We start from the raw sequence: 15,759 nt of genomic DNA on the forward strand, positions 1-15,759 counted from the left end.
ATGACCCGCTCCGACATCCGCTCCAACAGGCCCGCCATCGAGATTGCCGATATTCTGTGCCGGCATGGCGACGCCTATCGCCGTGTACATGCCGGTCATCTGGGGCGGGTCGAGCGGCGCGTGATGAGCGCGATCGTTGCGTGCCGGACCGAGGCGCTCGGCGGCCACATGCAGGCTTGCGACGACTGCGGCACGACACGCGTTGCCTATAATTCCTGCCGCAATCGGCACTGTCCGAAGTGTCAGGGGAGAGCCCGAGCCGCGTGGCTCGCCGCGCGTCAAGCCGACCTGCTTCCGGTTCCCTATTTCCACGTCGTCTTTACACTTCCCGCACCGATCGCCGCGATCGCTTTCCAGAACAAGGCCGTCGTCTATGCCATCCTGTTCAAGGCTGCCGCCGAGGCGATGACGACGCTCGCCGCCAATCCACGCCGGCTCGGCGGTGCGATCGGCGGCGTCGCCGTCCTCCACACCTGGGGACAGACGCTGATGCATCATCCCCACGTCCATTGCGTCGTTCCGGGTGGCGGCCTCTCGCCCGATGGCGCGCGCTGGACCGCTTGCCGACCGAACTTCTTCCTGGCCGTCAAACCGTTGTCCAGACTATTTCGCACACTTTTTCTCAAACGTCTGTCGGCAGCCTTCAACTCCGGTGCCTTGCGTTTCTTCGGCGATCTCGGAGCTCTGGCCGAGCCGGCTGCCTTTGCGGCCCACCTCGACGCCATGCGACGCATCAACTGGGTTGTTTACGCCAAACGGCCCTTCGGCGGACCCGCACAGGTCCTGGCCTATCTCGGCCGCTACACCCATCGCGTCGCGATCGCCAACAGCCGGCTCGTCGCACTCGACGACGATCATGTCGCCTTCTCATGGAAGGACTATCGCCAAAACAGCGCGACAAAGATCATGAATCTCAAGCCCGATGAGTTCATTCGCCGTTTCCTGCTTCATACGCTGCCTGACGGCTTCCACCGCATCCGCCACTTCGGCTTCATGGCCAACCGCCATCGCGCTGCCAAGCTCGCCCTTTGCCGCGAACTTCTCGATCATGAGCGAACAGCCCCAAACGATGGCCAGCCGTCGCCTGTGGATTCGGAGGCTCAAACCCGGGCCGAGGTTCCTGCCTGTCCCGATTGTGGTGGCGTCATGCGCATCATTGAGCGCTTTCGACATAGCTTCAGACGCCCCAGCCCTCGAACATCACCGTTCCGATGCGACACATCGTGAGCCAAGTCATGTCGTGCACGACGATCATCATTCGTCATTTCGCTCCCAGCGTCTCGATCATCGCGGACGATGTCGAATCCGTGCTGTCACACTGCGCGACAACAACCGTCCGATGCAGCAAAAGGCCTATCGCGATCTCAGGCGAAGCGCGTCTGATCTCAACTCTTCCAGGATGCGCACTCCTGTGTCTCTGCCTCACGCGCCGAGCCAGCAGATCGGGCATGGCGATCTCGAACAATCCCCATAGCTGCAAAACCGCGAATAGCCTCCCGCGCCTTCGTTCAATCCGGCTTCAATGAGGTCGCGTCATAAGCGCCTGCCGCGCCCTCGCGTGAGCGCGACCTCACAGAACCCTCCAGATTCCCTTGTGAGGCAAATCGTGATTCACCCTGAGGGCTGGTGATGGAGGCCAGCCCCCATGGCTAAGCCGCTCTCGCCGGACCTTCGCCTTCGCATTATTCGGGCTGTGGAAGAGGAAGGCATGAGCTGTCGGGGCGCCGCCGGCCGGTTCGGCGTAGCGCCATCGACAGCGATCGAACTGGTCAACGAATGGCGCAGCACCGGCGCTTGTGAGGCGGGAGCGCAGGGCGGAGACAGACGTTCAGCTCGGATCGAGGGTCATGCTGCGGAGATCCTCTCCCTGGTCAAGGCTACGCCTGACATGACGCTGGCCGAGATCGCTGACCATCTCCTCAAAGTCCACGGCGAGCGTTTCGTGCCGAGCGTGGTCTGGCGATTCTTCGATCGCCGCAACATCACGTTCAAAAAAAACATCGCACGCCAGCGAGCAGGATCGGCCGGACGTGGCCGCTGAACGCGCGGCGTGGAAGGCATCTCAGCCTGAGATCGGCATCCATCGGTTGGTGTTTATCGACGAGACGGGAGCCTCGACCAAGATGGCGCGGCGCTATGGCCGCTCGCCGTACGGCCAGCGCTGTGTCGCAGCGCTCCCGCATGGTCATTGGAAGACGACGACCTTCGTCGGCGCGCTCAGAGCGACCGGCATGACTGCGCCGATGGTCCTTGACGGTCCCATGGATGGTCTGGCGTTCGAGGCTTACGTGACGCAAGTCCTCGTGCCGACACTCAGGCCCGGCGACATCGTGGTGATGGACAATCTCGCAGCACACAAGCGCGCCGAGGTCGGCATCGCAATCGATGCCGTGGGCGCCCAGCTCCTCTATTTGCCGCCTTATTCGCCCGACCTCAATCCGATCGAAATGGCCTTCGCCAAGCTCAAAGCCGCACTTCGAAAGGCCGCCGCCAGATCAATCGAGGCTTTGGACAACGCTATTGCCACCGCCCTGACCGCCTTCACCGCCCAAGAGTGCCTGAACTTCTTCGCCGCAGCCGGTTATGACCGTGTCTGATCAGAATCTGCTCTAGCCTCCGTCCACACGATCCTCGAGTTCTTCAGCGCCGGCGAGTAATTGTAGCCCGCAACCGAGCCGGCAAGGCGGCCCACCACCCCCTTGTGCATCGGACCGACGTCGTTCTTCTCGATCGAATGGCAATCGCCGCAGCCCTGGTACAGCGTGGCGCCGCGCGCCGGATCGCCCGCCGCGCGGGCGCTGTTGACGGCGAGCAAGATCGCGATAGCCGCCATCGCGGCGATTTTGGCCTGCCGCGGCGCCAGCACGCCTGCGATCGAACGAATAGTCATTCCGGGGTCTCCTGTTTTGCCACCACAACAGGAGCAGCGAGGCTGTCATTCTATTCCCTGAAATTTCGCCCGCCCGCTGGACACCAGCCGCATCGATCGCCGAGAATGGCACGTCTTGTTGAAGTTTTTTCCGCCCGTGAGGAATATCCGCGCGCCCCGCCAATCTATATCCACGCTGCCACCTCCGCAGCGGCGCCGGGTTTTTGGAGCATCCCCAGTGTTTCACAATCGGTTCGGCGCCGTCGCTCGACTTGCCGAACTCGGGTGCGTGCTTGCTGCGTTCACCCTCGCAGCAGCCACCGCCGCGCGCGCGGACGGTTGTCCCAAGCCGAGTGACGAAATTGCGACCGACCGGCCCGACGTCACCAATTCGAGTATCGTCGTGCCGGTCGGGAGCCTGCAGAGCGAGAACGGCATCAACCTCACCGGCCGCAACAGTGGCCGCACCATCGACGGCAGCAACAGCCGCTGGCGGCTCGGCATCGCGCCCTGCCTCGAGGTCCTGATCGACCTGCCGAGCTATACCGACAATGTGAGATCGCCGGGTGCCTCGGGCTTCTCCGACGTCGCGCCCGGGCTCAAATGGCAGATCAGCCCGGTGCCGGGAAAGATCGACCTGTCGGTCACCGCCGGCGTCGCGCTGCCGACCGGCGTGGCCGCCATCGCCGGGCGCGGCGCGCAGTCCTACATCCAGCTGCCATGGTCATGGGAGCTGCATGACGGCTGGGGTGTCAGCGGCATGTTCACGGAATTCTTCCGCCCGGCCGAGCTGACCGGCCAGCACATGTCGGAAACGACCTTCGTGATCGAGAAGAAATTGTCCGAGCGGATCAGCGTGTTCACCGAATATGTCGGCGACTATCCCGACGGCGCGCGGCCGATCCAGCTGATCAATTCCGGCGGCCTGTACCGGCTCACACCGACCCAGCAACTCGATCTCCATTTCGCGTTCGGGCTCAACCGCAATTCGCCGAACTACATCGTAGGTCTCGGCTATTCATTCCGCGTCGACGGGCTGTTTCGGTAGTCCACCTCACCTTGAAAAGGGGAGGTCGCTTTGCTCGTGAGAGCAAAGCGGGTGGGGATCTGCTCTCTCCACGCGCGCTGGTGCGTGTGGCTGGCCCCCCCCCATCCAGACCTTCCCCCTTTCAGGGGGAAGGAGAAGATAAAGGCCGCGTGGTTAATTGACTTCGGCTTCGCGCAGGCCGCTCAGCCAAAGCGCGAGCAGCGTCCACACCGCACCCGACAACAGATACGCACCGGCCGAGATCAGGCCGAAATGCGTCGCCAGCAGCAGCGCGGCGAGCGGCGCAAAGCCGGCGCCGAACAGCCAGGCGAAATCCGAGGTCAGCGCCGAGGCGGTGTAGCGATAAGTCCGCGCGAAATTCGAGGCGATCGCGCCGGACGACTGGCCGAACGACAGGCCGAGCAGCACGAAGCCGAGCACCATGTAGATCGTCTCGCCGAACGCACCAGCGTCGAGCAGCTGAGGGGCAAAGCCGCTATAGACCGCGATCGCGACCGCGGACCCCAGCAGCAGCGGCTTGCGCCCGACGCGGTCGGCGATCATGCCGGAGGCGATGATCGCGACGACCCCGACCATGGCGCCGATCATCTCGATGATCAGGAAGCGCACCGGACTTTCCTTGGTAAACAGGAACACCCAGGACAGCGGAAACACCGTGACCATGTGGAACAGCGCAAAGCTCGCCAGCGGCGCAAAGGCGCCGAGCAGGATGTTGCGGCCCTCCTGCGCCACGGTCTCGCCGACGCGCGCCGGCTCGAGGTCGCGGCTTTCGAACAGCTCGGAATATTCATCCGTCGCCACCATGCGCAGCCGCGCGAACAGCGCCACCACGTTGATGGCGAAGGCGACGAAGAACGGATAGCGCCAGCCCCAATCGAAGAAATCATCCGCCGAAAGGTTGCCGGCGAAGAACGCGAACAGCGCGCTCGCCACGATCAGGCCGAGCGGCGCGCCGAGCTGCGGCACCATCGCGTACCAGCCGCGGCGATTCGCCGGCGAGTTCATCGCGAGCAGCGAGGCGAGGCCGTCCCACGCGCCGCCCCAGGCGATGCCCTGCAGGACACGCGCTGCGGCGAGCAGCCAGATCGCCGCGACGCCGATCGTGTCGTAGCCGGGCAGGAAGGCGAGCGCGACCGTGGCGGTGCCGAGCAGGAACAGCGCGATGACGAGCTTGGCGCCCTTGCCGTGGCGGCGGTCGACCGCCATGAAGATCACGGTGCCGAGCGGCCGCGCGGCGAAGGCCAGCGCGAAGATCCCGAATGAATAGAGCGTGCCGGTCAGCTCGTTGACGAACGGGAACACCAGCTTCGGGAAAACGATCACCGAGGCGATCGCGTAGACGAAGAAGTCGAAGAATTCCGACGTGCGCCCGATGATGACGCCGATGGCGATTTCGCCGGGTTTCGCCTGCCCGTGACCTGATGCCGTCGGGGAGCCGTGAGCCATTGCAGGGGCCTGTGCCATCGCCGGAGAACCGTCCTTTGGAGCATGATCCGGAAAAGTGGAAACCGGTTTTCCGAACAGATCATGCTCAGACTAGAGATGAGGCCACGGGCAGCCTTTGCCGCGCGGTCCACCTCACCTTCTGACCTCCTATCCCGCAGTGCAACATTGGACAAATTGTCCAATGTCAACTTTGCTGCATCGCAGCTACCCCTTGGCGGAACTCATAAAATTCAAGTGGGGTGAGCCGTGCGCGCCTTGAAATTATTGGCCTTATTGCCGTTCGCGGCGCTCCTTGGCGGGTGCGATTTCGTCGTCCTGGCCCCTGCCGGCGACGTCGCCATCCAGCAGCGCGACCTCGTCGTGATCTCCACCGTCCTGATGCTCATCATCGTGCTTCCGGTGATGGCGCTGACCATCTTCTTCGCCTGGCGCTACCGCCAGTCCAATACCGCGGCCCCCTACGAGCCGGAGTGGGATCACTCCACCCAGCTCGAGCTCGTGATCTGGTCGGCGCCGCTCCTGATCATCATCTGCCTGGGTGCGCTGACCTGGATGGGCACCCATCTGCTCGATCCCTACCGCTCGCTCGGCCGCATCGCCGCCGACAAGCCGATCGAGAGCAAGGACGCCCCGCTCAATGTCGAGGTGGTCGCGCTCGACTGGAAGTGGTTGTTCATCTACCCGGACTACGGCGTCGCCGCCGTCAACGAGCTCGCAGCTCCCGTCGACCGCCCGATCCGCTTCCGCATCACGGCGTCTTCCGTGATGAACTCGTTCTACATCCCCGCGCTTGCCGGCCAGATCTACGCCATGCCCGGCATGGAGACCAAGCTGCACGCGGTCGCCAACAAGGCCGGCACCTTCCGCGGCTTCTCCGCCAATTACAGCGGCGCCGGTTTCTCCGGCATGCACTTCGAGTTCAAGAGCCTGTCGAGCGCCGATTTCGACAAGTGGATCGGCACCGCCAGGACCAGCGGCAACATGCTCGGCCGCACCGACTATCTGCAGCTCGAGCGTCCGAGCCAGAACGATCCGGTCCGGCTCTATCGCTCGGTCGATCGCGATCTCTACAAGGCGATCCTCAATATGTGCGTCGAGCCCGGCAAGATGTGCATGAGCGAGATGATGGCGATCGACGCCAAGGGCGGCCTCGGCCGCGAAGGCCTCAACAACACGCTGCCGCTCACTTACGACAAATACGCCCGCCGCGGCGCGCCGCTCGGCGCCTCACCGACTTTCGTCGCCGGCATCTGCGCGATGGACGAGATCAAGGACGCGCCGTCGCGCGACGTTCTCGCGCCGCTCGACCTGACGCCGCTGCGTGGCGTCGGGCTGAAGCGCCCGCCGTTCTCTCCCGCTCATCCGTCATCGACATCCTTGCTGCTCGGCCAGCGCCCAAAATCAGACTCCTGAGGAGCGCCGCATGAATCCCGATCTCATCAAGATGATCTTCGGCCGCCTCAATCTGGACGCGCTGCCGCTGCACGAGCCGATCCTGGTCGGCACCTTCGCGGTGGTCGCGACCGGCGGGCTGGCGCTGTTCGCCATTGTCACCTACTTCCGGCTCTGGGGCTATCTGTGGCGCGAATGGTTCACCACCGTGGACCACAAGCGCATCGGCATCATGTACATGATCCTCGGCATCGTGATGCTGCTGCGCGGCTTCGCGGACGCGCTGATGATGCGCCTGCAGCAGGCGATCGCCTTCAACGGCTCCGACGGCTACCTCCCGGCCCATCACTACGACCAGGTCTTCACCGCGCACGGCGTGATCATGATCTTCTTCGTGGCGATGCCGCTGGTCACGGGTCTGATGAACTACGTGGTGCCGCTGCAGATCGGCGCCCGCGACGTCTCCTTCCCCTTCCTCAACAATTTCAGCTTCTGGATGACGGTCGGCGGCGCCGTGCTGGTGATGATGTCGCTGTTCGTCGGCGAATTCGCCCGCACCGGCTGGCTGGCCTACCCGCCGCTGTCGAACATCGGCTACAGTCCTGACGTCGGCGTCGATTATTACATATGGGGACTACAGGTCGCCGGCGTCGGCACCACGCTATCGGGCATCAACCTGGTCTGTACCATCGTCAAGCTGCGCGCACCGGGCATGACGATGATGAAGATGCCGGTGTTCACCTGGACCTCGCTCTGCACCAACGTCCTGATCGTCGCCTCCTTCCCGGTCCTCACGGCCGTGCTGGCGCTGCTGTCGCTCGACCGTTACGTCGGCACCAACTTCTTCACGAACAACTTCGGCGGCAACCCGATGATGTACGTGAACCTGATCTGGATCTGGGGCCACCCAGAGGTCTACATCCTGGTGCTGCCGGCGTTCGGCATCTTCTCGGAGGTGACCGCGACGTTCTCCGGCAAGCGGCTGTTCGGCTACACCTCGATGGTCTACGCCACGGTCGTCATCACGATCCTGTCCTATCTGGTCTGGCTGCACCACTTCTTCACGATGGGCTCCGGCGCCAGCGTCAACTCGTTCTTCGGCATCACCACCATGATCATCTCGATCCCGACGGGCGCGAAGATGTTCAACTGGCTGTTCACGATGTATCGCGGCCGCATTCGCTTCGAGCTGCCGATGATGTGGACGGTGGCGTTCATGCTGACCTTCGTGATCGGCGGAATGACCGGCGTGCTGCTCGCGGTGCCGCCGGCCGATTTCGTGCTGCATAACAGCCTGTTCCTGATCGCGCATTTCCACAACGTGATCATCGGCGGCGTGTTGTTCGGCCTGTTCGCCGGCATCAACTACTGGTTCCCGAAGGCATTCGGCTTCAGGCTCGATCCGTTCTGGGGCAAGCTGTCGTTCTGGTTCTGGGTCTCGGGTTTCTACTTCGCCTTCATGCCGCTCTATGTGCTCGGCCTGATGGGCGTGACCCGCCGGCTCCGCGTGTTCGACGATCCGTCCCTGCAGATCTGGTTTGTCATCGCCGCTTTCGGCGCCTTCCTGATCCTGCTCGGCATCGGCGCGATGCTGATGCAGTTCGCGGTCAGTATCCTGCGCCGCGAGCAGCTGAAGGACACCACCGGCGATCCCTGGGACGCGCGCACGCTGGAATGGGCGACCTCCTCGCCACCGCCGGACTACAACTTCGCCTTTACCCCGGTGGTTTACGACAACGATGCCTGGTGGGACATGAAGCGCCGCGGCTACAGGCGGCCGCTGACCGGCTTCAAGCCGATCCACATGCCGTCCAACACCGGCACCGGCGTCATCCTCGCTGCCCTCGCGACGGTGATGGGATTCGGCCTGATCTGGTACATCTGGTGGCTTGCCGCCGTCAGCTTCGTTGCGCTGCTCGCGGTCGCGATCGGCCACACTTTCAACTATCACCGCGACTTCCACATCCCGGCGGATGAGGTGGTGCGGACCGAAGACGCGCGTACGCGCGTTCTCGCCGCAGGAGCCCAGACATGACCGTTGCTACCGTCTCCACACAAAGTTCCGAACCGGTCTTTCACGTCCTCGACGAGCACGCGCATCCGGAAGGCGCCAGCACCATGCTGGGCTTCTGGATCTACCTGATGAGCGACTGCCTCATCTTCGCGATGCTGTTCGCGACCTACGGCGTGCTCGGCGGCAACTATGCCGCCGGCCCGGCGCCGAAGGACCTGTTCGACCTCAAGCTGGTCGCGCTCAACACCACGATGCTGCTGCTCTCCTCGATCACCTATGGTTTTGCCATGCTGACGATGGAGAAATCGAGGATCGACGCGACGCAGGCCTGGCTCGCGATCACCGGGCTGTTCGGCCTCGCCTTCCTCGGCATCGAGCTCACCGAGTTCGCGCACATGATCCATGAAGGGGCGACGCCGCAGCGCAGCGCCTTCCTGTCGTCGTTCTTCACGCTGGTCGGCACCCACGGCCTGCACGTCACCTTCGGCCTGGTCTGGCTGGTGACGCTGATGGTGCAGACCGCGCGCTTCGGCCTCACCGAGGCCAACCGGCGCCGGCTGATGTGCCTTTCCATGTTCTGGCACTTCCTCGACGTGGTCTGGATCGGCGTCTTCACCTTCGTCTATCTCCTGGGAATGCTGCGATGACAACAGAAGCCCGCACTCTCGAAGCCAATGCCGGCGGTCACGGCCATGATGACCATGGCGGCGCGGCCCATCACGGGGCTGCACACGGCTCGCTGAAGAGCTATCTGATCGGCTTCGGCCTCTCCGTCGTCCTCACCGCGGTGCCGTTCTGGCTGGTGATGACCGGCGCCATCGCCGACAAGGCGGTCACCGCGCTGATCGTGCTGGTGCTGGCGGCGGTGCAGATCGTGGTCCACATGATCTACTTCCTGCACATGAACACGCGGTCCGAGAACGGCTGGACCATGATGGCGATGATCTTCACCGTGATCATGGTGGTGATCGCGCTGACCGGCTCGCTGTGGGTCATGCATCATCTCAACGTCAACATGATGCCGATCCACGACATGAGCCAGATGCCGTGACGATGCGGTCTGCCAGACCATCGCTTGCGCTGCTCACGCTCGGCATGCTGGGCGTGGTGCTGCTGAGCGCGCTCGGTATCTGGCAGATCGAACGCAGGACCTGGAAGCTGGCGCTGATCGAACGGGTCGAACAGCGCATGCATGCGGCGCCGACAGCGCCGCCGCCCCCCTCGTCATGGCCGGCGGTTACGGCCGCAAGCGACGAATATCGCCGCGTCACCGTGCGCGGCACCTTCCTCAACGCCGACGAGACGCTGGTGCAGGCCGTCACCACGGACGGCCCTGGCTTCTGGGTGCTGACCCCGCTGCAAATGGCTGACGGAACCACGGTGCTGGTCAATCGCGGCTTCGTTCCGCCTGATCGGCGCGATCCCGCGACGCGGCGCGACGGCATCCCGCAGGGCGTGCTCAGCGTGACCGGGCTGCTGCGGATGTCGGAACCCAAGGGCGGTTTCCTGCGCAACAATGACCCCGCGGCGGGCCGCTGGTATTCGCGCGACGTCGCCGCGATCGCCGCCTTGCACGGGTTGTCGCAGGTAGCCCCCTTCTTCATCGACGCCGATGCGACGCCCAATCCGGGCGGCACCCCCATCGGCGGGCTCACGATCGTGCGGTTTCCGAACAACCACCTGATTTACGCGCTGACATGGTTCGCGCTGGCCTTTATGCTGGCCGGCGCGCTCCTGCGCGTCATCAGCGGCAGGGGCCGCGCTGGCGCCTTCGACCCAAGGTGGGGCTCAAGGCGCGCCGCCTGATCGGCGCAGCCCGCAATCTGTCTCGCGACACAGGCCCAGATGCTCGAGCGCACATCGGATCTGCATGACGCAAATGCCACGGCCGTGATGCCGTCCGCCGTGCGCGCGGCTGCCGGCATGCCGTTCGATCTCGCAGCACCCGCCGACCTCGCGACCAATCGCAAGAACATGGCGCTGCTGGTCCAGTTGCGCTGGATCGCCGTGATCGGGCAGATCGCCACCATCGGCTTCGTGCAGTTCTGGATGGACGTCGCGCTGCCGCTGCTGCCGATGGCCGCCGTGATCTTCGGGCTCGTCGCGCTCAACCTCGTCAGCCTGCTGTGGCTGCGCTACCGCGCCGACATCAACAACCGCGAGCTGCTGGTCGCGCTGGCGCTCGACGTTGCGGCGCTGACCGCCCTGCTCTATCTCAGCGGCGGCGCCACCAATCCCTTCACGTCGCTCTATCTGCTGCAGGTGACGCTCGGCGCGGTGCTGCTCGATGCACCCTCGACCTGGTCGCTGGTGGCGCTGGTCTGCATGAACTTCGCCTGGCTGACCAGCTACTATCGGCCGCTGGAGCTGCCGCAGGGCTTTGCCGAAGCCTTCAATCTCTATATCGCCGGCACGTTCATCGGCCTCGTGCTCGACGCCGTGCTGCTCGTGGTGTTCATGACCCGGATCAACCGCAACCTGCGCGACCGCGACCTCCGCCTCGCGGCGCTGCGCCAGCACGCGGCCGAGCAGGACCACATCGTACAGATGGGCCTTCTGGCCTCCGGCGCCGCGCATGAGCTCGGCACGCCGCTCGCCTCGCTGTCGGTCATCCTGGGCGATTGGCGCCGGATGCCGGCGCTCGCCTCCGATCCCGAGCTGTCGCAGGACCTCGGCGAGATGGAGATCTCGGTGCAGCGCTGCAAGTCGATCGTCACCGGCATCCTGCTGTCGGCCGGCGAAGCCCGCGGCGAAGGCTCCTCGCCGACCACGGTCGCGGCGTTCCTGACCGCGCTGGTGGAGGAATGGCGGACGACGCGGCCGTCGGCGACGCTGTATTTCCGCAACGCTTTCGGCGCCGATCTGGCGATCGTCTCCGACATCGCGCTCAAGCAGGCGATCTTCAACGTGCTCGACAATGCTGCCGAGGTCTCGCGTGACTGGATCGAGCTGATGGCCGAACGCAATGCCGACAAGCTTGTGCTGTCGGTGACCGATCGCGGTCCGGGCTTCTCGCGCGAGATGCTGGCGCATGTCGGCAAGCCGTATCAGTCGACCAAGGGCAGCTCCGGCAGCGGCCTCGGCCTGTTCCTGGTCGTCAATGTCGTGCGCAAGCTGGGCGGCGTGGTGACGGCGCGCAACCGGCCGGATATCGGCGCCGCGGTCAGGCTCGAGCTGCCGCTCTCGACGCTTGCGATCGGAGACCATCTTGACGGATGAACGCCAGCTCCTGATCGTCGAGGACGATTCAGGCTTTGCCCGCACGCTGAAGCGCTCGTTCGAGCGCCGCGGCTACGGCGTCGCGGTGTCGGCCTCGCTCGACGAGGTCCGCGAGCTGCTCGAGCAGCAATCGCCCGGCTATGCCGTCGTCGACCTGAAGCTCGCCGGCGGCGCATCGGGCCTTGCCTGCGTCGAAGCGCTGCACGCGCATGACCCGGATATGCTGATCGTGGTGCTGACCGGGTTCGCCAGCATCGCGACCGCGGTCGAGGCGATCAAGCTCGGCGCCTGCCACTATCTGGCCAAGCCGTCGAACACCGACGACATCGAGGCCGCGTTCCTTAAAGCGCAAGGCAACGCCGCCATCGAGGTCGGCGCGCGGCCGACCTCGATCAAGACGCTGGAATGGGAGCGCATTCACCAGACCCTGATGGAGACGGATTTCAACATCTCCGAAGCCGCGCGCCGCCTCGGCATGCACCGCCGTACCCTGGCCCGCAAGCTCGAGAAGCAGCGGGTGAAGTAAACGATAGAGGCGGATGATGCCAACGAGGCACGCGAATCCGCGCCCGATTTAGCCGGCCGCCTCTCGCTCCGTTACGACATCGCGGCGACATCCGCCGCAGTGTCGATGTACTCCTGAAAATAGACCGCCTTTCCTCCGCGGTACTTGAAAACATGGGCCCATTCGTTCTTGACGGTCTTCCCTGTTCTCTTTGCCCGCGCCGTGAGCGTGCCCAAGACCACGACAGTGTCGCCCTGCTCAATCATCTCACGCGGTGCAAACTCGCTGAATTCCAGATTCTCGCCGACCTGGACGAAGAAGTTTGCAATCTGCTGCTTTCCTCTAAAGGTCCCAGCCCAAGGCAATTTGTCCCGGGGACCTGGGGTTATCCACGTGCAGTCGTCATCGATCAGATCTCTCATGAGCGCCGGAATGTCACCGCGTTGAAACGCCTCATAACCCTTCCTGGTTGCCTCAACATTGGATGTCATCGGATTTCTCCTCGCTGCAAATTGATGGGTCACCTTAATGTCGATCAAATAGCGGCCGGGCAGCCAGCATAGCATGCGGCGCTCCGATCGCCGTCGTCATCCGCGAAACAACACAGGACGATTCTGGTCAGGGTTGCTTACGTGGCTTTCGAGCGCCGTTCGGCGTCCGGAGGTCCCTGGCGCGGAAGCTCGAGAGAAACGGCGGGTGAAGTAGCCGATGCGGTAGCCCGGATGGAGTCAACGGGTCGCGCGAATGCGTGCCCGATGACAGGCTCCACTCAGTCGGCAACAGGCCCGTCGACAGACCGGACCGTCCAGCGCTACCGCCGAGCTAGGAAGCCCCCTAGCAAGAATGCAATGGCAAGTGATTGAAGGGGAGCAGCCTTGGTCGCTTCACTCAAGTAATGCAACCACCGATCTTGTTGCGGCAAAGGCTCAAATACATCGTGCTCAGCCATCTGACGGATCGCCTCTGACGCCCGCTCTATTCGCTGTTCAGGAGTGTCACTGGAAGCAATGGAGTCTTCGTTAGCCATATACAGCCCTCAGGCATAACCACTGGAACGCAGTCCACGGTGTCTGGGCAAAACAGGTCGTAGTAAGCTGGATGCGGCGCTCCGACGTCCGTTATCAAGGCCAGACCAATTGATGGTACTAACGCTCCGAAATCGCTGGCCGTTCCTCGGCTCCCTTAAGGGAGCCGAGTTGCCGCGCAATGCGCTCAATCATTCCCGAAGAAATCCGCGAACGGACGAGGTGGGGAGGCATCGCCTTCGGATGCCATAATCGGCGCTTCGCGGCGCTCTGCCTGCTCCAGGAGCACCGGAACTTCGCGGCGTTGTTCGCTCTGCTCGATGCGCCGCTGTTGACGCCTCGCCTGCTCGGACGCAATGCGCTTGGGTTTACGTTCAGCGTACCGCTTTCGCCGTTCCCTTTCTTCAACTTCAGATTTCCTCGCGTCCGCCGCATCCACCTGCCTCTCGACGGGCGCTTGCACAACCTTGACTGGCTCCGGGTGTACCTGCGGCTGCGGAGGCGGGGTAGCTTCTGGCGTGGCGGGCTCCGGCTGGGTGGCAGGTTGCGGCGCCTGCGCGACTTCGGCTGTCGATGGCAGGACAACGCGTGCTGGTTCCGCAGGTGCTGGCGAAGAGACGCGCGTCTGAACGTTGGCAGTATCCCTGAGCGCCGAATTGGCCATGAGTAGTCCACCACCGAAACCAGCACCGAGAATCATGAAGGTTGTTCCGACGCCAGCGAAAAATATGACTGTCTTTGATGTCATGGCCCACTCTCCTCCGATGACGAGCGAACGCGCGAAAGATACCGGCGTTCCGTTTCGGATAACTCGGCAATGAGTGCCCATCGTCCGAGAGGCTGGCGGTGCGGACAGCTTGGAACATCAACCTGCTCGGCTGAAGATCACGATCGAGAGCCTGCCCCCTCCCACGCTCTCAGCGCGCGACGTGGCAGCAATAACGCCGTGGTCAGCAGAAGCAGGCCGCTGAGCGCGATCGCCGTCCGGACACCGGCGAAGCCCGCCAGCAGGCCCCAGAGCGCCGTCAGCACCGCGATGGTTGCACTGCTGGTGATGGTCCAGGCCGAGAGCACGCGCGCGGTCCGCTCGATCTCGATCTGGGCCAGACGATAGGCCGCAAACACCGGATTGAAGATGCCGGCACAGGTGACGAGACCGAACTGAAGCGCAAAGACGACGGCGATACCCGCGGCACCGTTCGGCACGAAGGCGAGGCCGAGCGACCAGCAGGCACGGAGCGTGCCGGCCGCGAGCAACACATTGTGCTGCCCGAAGCGCGCGGCCAGCGCTGGCGCGAGCCGCGCGCCGATCAGGCCGCCGATACAGGGCGCCCCGAATGCGAGTCCGTACTGCCAGGGCGCAAAGCCGAGATCGCGCAGCATCAGCACCGCAAGCAGCGGCGCTGTCGCCATGATCAGGCCGTTGACCAGCACGGTGTTGAAGAACAGCAGGCGGAGCACGGGATGCGCGAGGATCGCCCGCCATCCCTCGATCAGTCCGGCCGCGCGAAATCCCTGGGCCTGCCGCTGGGCGGGCGCAGGCTCGCTTCCGCCGATCCGCCGGATGGCCAGCGCCGAGAGCAGAAAGCTGAGCGCGTTGGCGATCACGGTCACCACCGGGCCGAACACTCCGATTGCCGCGCCGCCAAGCGGCGGCCCGATCGCGGTCGCGGTCCAGGTCGTGGCTTCGAGCCGCCCGTTCGCGATCATCAGATCGTCCGGTTTGACCAGCGCCTTCAGGCAGGCGCCGCTCGCCGCACGGAACGCGATGTCCGCGGCGGCCATGATGACGGCGACGACGACGAGCTGGACGAAGGTCAACCGTCCCAGCACGAACGCGATGGGAACGCTGATCGTCGCCGCGAAGCGGATCAGATCCATTGCGATCATCACCGGCCGCTTGCGGCGGAATTCGATCCAGGGCCCGAGCGGCACCGCCACCGCGGCCCCGGCCAGCAGCCCCACGGCCGCAAGCGCCGAGACCGCCTCCGGCCTTGCATGCAGCACCAGGATCGCGAGCAGCGGGAACGCGTCGAAGGCGATCCAGGTGCCGAACGTCGAGACCGCGAACGCGGTCCACAGCCAGTCGTAACCGCGCCCCAGCGACCGTCCTGCAAGCATGCCGCGCCCCTCGCCGGCTCCGCGATCTCGCCGCCAGCGCGGCGCAGCAGGTCATGAGTCGCGGCGATCAGCCAAGGGGCGATTTGTGCACGACGATATGCAAGGCCGTACGCACGACGC

Annotated in this window: 15 protein-coding genes; 10 read left to right on the forward strand and 5 right to left on the reverse strand. The window is 64.3% G+C overall.

Features of this window, described 5'->3' with window-relative positions; translation table 11 throughout:
* A complete protein-coding gene (locus tag HU230_RS30910; protein ID WP_176528572.1) occupies positions 1–1,227 on the forward strand; it encodes an IS91 family transposase in 1,227 nt (408 codons plus the stop codon).
* Between the two features lie 418 nt (positions 1,228–1,645).
* Positions 1,646–2,597 (forward strand): IS630 family transposase gene (locus HU230_RS30915; RefSeq protein WP_176528729.1). Its coding sequence is split into 2 segments (ribosomal slippage): positions 1,646–1,986 and positions 1,985–2,597, totalling 954 coding nucleotides; the frame shifts between segments, so codons are not numbered across the junction.
* Here the strand turns inward: HU230_RS30915 and HU230_RS30920 are convergent.
* The gene (locus tag HU230_RS30920) at positions 2,582–2,890 is read right to left on the reverse strand and encodes a c-type cytochrome (protein ID WP_224943738.1); all 309 of its coding nucleotides are present in this window, start codon (positions 2,888–2,890) and stop codon (positions 2,582–2,584) included. The genes HU230_RS30915 and HU230_RS30920 overlap by 16 nt on opposite strands.
* A gap of 217 nt (positions 2,891–3,107) precedes the next feature.
* Between HU230_RS30920 and HU230_RS30925 the strand changes: the two genes are divergently transcribed.
* Complete coding sequence (locus tag HU230_RS30925; protein WP_176528570.1) at positions 3,108–3,917, forward strand: transporter; 810 nt, start codon at positions 3,108–3,110, stop codon at positions 3,915–3,917.
* A gap of 153 nt (positions 3,918–4,070) precedes the next feature.
* Here the strand turns inward: HU230_RS30925 and HU230_RS30930 are convergent, their stop codons facing one another.
* Entirely contained in the window at positions 4,071–5,363 is a 1,293-nt protein-coding gene (locus HU230_RS30930) for an MFS transporter (RefSeq protein WP_176528569.1), read from the reverse strand.
* Between the two features lie 246 nt (positions 5,364–5,609).
* On the opposite strand from HU230_RS30930, the gene cyoA reads away from it, so the two are divergent.
* From cyoA to HU230_RS30965, 7 genes are all read left to right on the forward strand, one after another.
* Positions 5,610–6,776 carry a ubiquinol oxidase subunit II gene (gene cyoA / locus HU230_RS30935; RefSeq protein WP_176528568.1) on the forward strand — a complete coding sequence of 389 codons (1,167 nt, stop codon included), beginning with the start codon at positions 5,610–5,612 and terminating at the stop codon, positions 6,774–6,776.
* Positions 6,777–6,786: 10 nt separating this feature from the next.
* Positions 6,787–8,790, forward strand: coding sequence for a cytochrome o ubiquinol oxidase subunit I (cyoB, locus tag HU230_RS30940; RefSeq protein WP_176528567.1), 2,004 nt, complete (start codon positions 6,787–6,789; stop codon positions 8,788–8,790).
* The gene (gene cyoC / locus HU230_RS30945) at positions 8,787–9,416 is read left to right on the forward strand and encodes a cytochrome o ubiquinol oxidase subunit III (protein ID WP_176528566.1); all 630 of its coding nucleotides are present in this window, start codon (positions 8,787–8,789) and stop codon (positions 9,414–9,416) included. The genes cyoB and cyoC overlap by 4 nt, the downstream gene beginning before the upstream one ends.
* On the forward strand, positions 9,413–9,820 hold the full coding sequence (gene cyoD / locus HU230_RS30950; RefSeq protein WP_176528565.1) for a cytochrome o ubiquinol oxidase subunit IV: 408 nt from the start codon (positions 9,413–9,415) through the stop codon (positions 9,818–9,820). The genes cyoC and cyoD overlap by 4 nt, the downstream gene beginning before the upstream one ends.
* Before the next feature lie 2 nt (positions 9,821–9,822).
* Positions 9,823–10,575 (forward strand): SURF1 family protein, encoded by a 753-nt coding sequence (locus HU230_RS30955; RefSeq protein ID WP_176534795.1) that lies wholly within the window; start codon positions 9,823–9,825, stop codon positions 10,573–10,575.
* A gap of 87 nt (positions 10,576–10,662) precedes the next feature.
* Complete coding sequence (locus HU230_RS30960) at positions 10,663–11,988, forward strand: ATP-binding protein (protein WP_420840902.1); 1,326 nt, start codon at positions 10,663–10,665, stop codon at positions 11,986–11,988.
* On the forward strand, positions 11,978–12,514 hold the full coding sequence (locus HU230_RS30965; protein ID WP_176528563.1) for a response regulator transcription factor: 537 nt from the start codon (positions 11,978–11,980) through the stop codon (positions 12,512–12,514). The genes HU230_RS30960 and HU230_RS30965 overlap by 11 nt, the downstream gene beginning before the upstream one ends.
* Positions 12,515–12,585: 71 nt before the next feature.
* Here HU230_RS30965 and HU230_RS30970 read toward each other — a convergent pair whose 3' ends face one another.
* The 3 genes from HU230_RS30970 to HU230_RS30980 form a co-directional block, all read right to left on the reverse strand.
* Positions 12,586–12,984, reverse strand: a complete 399-nt coding sequence (locus tag HU230_RS30970; protein ID WP_176528562.1) for a nuclear transport factor 2 family protein — start codon at positions 12,982–12,984, stop codon at positions 12,586–12,588.
* A 721-nt stretch (positions 12,985–13,705) separates the two neighbouring features.
* On the reverse strand, positions 13,706–14,266 hold the full coding sequence (locus HU230_RS30975; RefSeq protein WP_176528561.1) for a hypothetical protein: 561 nt from the start codon (positions 14,264–14,266) through the stop codon (positions 13,706–13,708).
* A gap of 137 nt (positions 14,267–14,403) precedes the next feature.
* Positions 14,404–15,639, reverse strand: coding sequence for an MFS transporter (locus tag HU230_RS30980; RefSeq protein WP_176528560.1), 1,236 nt, complete (start codon positions 15,637–15,639; stop codon positions 14,404–14,406).
* Positions 15,640–15,759 lie beyond the last annotated feature (120 nt).

Source organism: Bradyrhizobium quebecense, from assembly GCF_013373795.3.
Lineage (GTDB): Bacteria > Pseudomonadota > Alphaproteobacteria > Rhizobiales > Xanthobacteraceae > Bradyrhizobium > Bradyrhizobium quebecense.

Bases quoted from the DNA above. Each gene is read 5' to 3' on its own strand.
- HU230_RS30955 (WP_176534795.1), top strand. From the start codon at position 9,823: ATGCGGTCTGCCAGACCATCGCTTGCGCTGCTCACGCTCGGCATGCTG.
- HU230_RS30980 (WP_176528560.1), bottom strand. From the start codon at position 15,639: ATGCTTGCAGGACGGTCGCTGGGGCGCGGTTACGACTGGCTGTGGACC.
- HU230_RS30970 (WP_176528562.1), bottom strand. From the start codon at position 12,984: ATGACATCCAATGTTGAGGCAACCAGGAAGGGTTATGAGGCGTTTCAA.
- HU230_RS30930 (WP_176528569.1), bottom strand. From the start codon at position 5,363: ATGGCTCACGGCTCCCCGACGGCATCAGGTCACGGGCAGGCGAAACCC.
- HU230_RS30960 (WP_420840902.1), top strand. From the start codon at position 10,663: ATGCCGTCCGCCGTGCGCGCGGCTGCCGGCATGCCGTTCGATCTCGCA.
- cyoC (WP_176528566.1), top strand. From the start codon at position 8,787: ATGACCGTTGCTACCGTCTCCACACAAAGTTCCGAACCGGTCTTTCAC.
- cyoB (WP_176528567.1), top strand. From the start codon at position 6,787: ATGAATCCCGATCTCATCAAGATGATCTTCGGCCGCCTCAATCTGGAC.
- cyoD (WP_176528565.1), top strand. From the start codon at position 9,413: ATGACAACAGAAGCCCGCACTCTCGAAGCCAATGCCGGCGGTCACGGC.
- HU230_RS30920 (WP_224943738.1), bottom strand. From the start codon at position 2,890: ATGACTATTCGTTCGATCGCAGGCGTGCTGGCGCCGCGGCAGGCCAAA.
- HU230_RS30910 (WP_176528572.1), top strand. From the start codon at position 1: ATGACCCGCTCCGACATCCGCTCCAACAGGCCCGCCATCGAGATTGCC.
- HU230_RS30975 (WP_176528561.1), bottom strand. From the start codon at position 14,266: ATGACATCAAAGACAGTCATATTTTTCGCTGGCGTCGGAACAACCTTC.